The organism is Micromonospora sp. CPCC 206060, assembly GCF_036906895.1.
GTDB lineage: Bacteria > Actinomycetota > Actinomycetes > Mycobacteriales > Micromonosporaceae > Micromonospora.
In genome coordinates this window covers 1-618 of record NZ_JBAKHU010000285.1, presented here as the reverse complement: position 1 = coordinate 618, position 618 = coordinate 1, and the positions used below count along the sequence as shown (strand labels likewise).

Sequence of the window (618 nt, the reverse complement as noted above, 5' to 3'; positions counted from 1 at the left end):
GCGTCGATCCCGGCCCGGCCGCGTTTCGGGTTCACCCAGACCAGGGTGTACTTCCCGGTGGTGGCCACATGCACCCAGTGCAGCCTGCCGGCGACCCGCAGCCCGGACTCGTCGACATGCACCACGCTCGCGCTGGTCAACGCGTCACGGACCTGATCCACGAACTCCGAATCGGCCAGGGCGTCACCGGCACGGGCGTGCGCGGCAGCGACCGCGCCGGCCGACATCGCCACCCCGAACAGATCCGTCATCGCCCGCGCGGTCCGCGCCTGCGCCCCGAACAGCGCCTGCTGCAGATACACCGCGGCCGCGTTCACTCTCGGCCCGTACTGGACCGGGGCGTCGACCCCGTCCGGTGCCCGACCGGCGGTGACGTACCCGCACCGGCACCGGCGCGACACGATCCGATGCTCACTGACCCGCACGCCGACGTCCGGCAGATCGAACACCTGCCGCACCGCCACCCCGGTCACCGCGGCACCGGTCAGATCATCACCGCACCCGCCGCACCCAGCCGGCTCATGCTCGAACCGCTCGTGCGGATCAGCCACCTGCCGCAACGTGCGACCCTCATGACCAGGCTGCCCACCCGGCCGCCGACCCGAACGCGCCCGCAAC

The 618-nt window shown here is 72.5% G+C and carries 2 protein-coding genes; one reads left to right on the top strand and one right to left on the bottom strand.

Features of this window, described 5'->3' with window-relative positions; translation table 11 throughout:
• A partial coding sequence (locus V6U90_RS33775) for an IS66 family transposase (RefSeq protein WP_442933725.1) occupies positions 1-458 on the bottom strand: 458 nt, incomplete at its 3' end.
• Here V6U90_RS33775 and V6U90_RS33770 point away from each other — a divergent pair.
• Positions 408-618: hypothetical protein (locus V6U90_RS33770; protein ID WP_334445266.1), on the top strand; the 211-nt coding region annotated here is incomplete at its 3' end. The genes V6U90_RS33775 and V6U90_RS33770 overlap by 51 nt on opposite strands.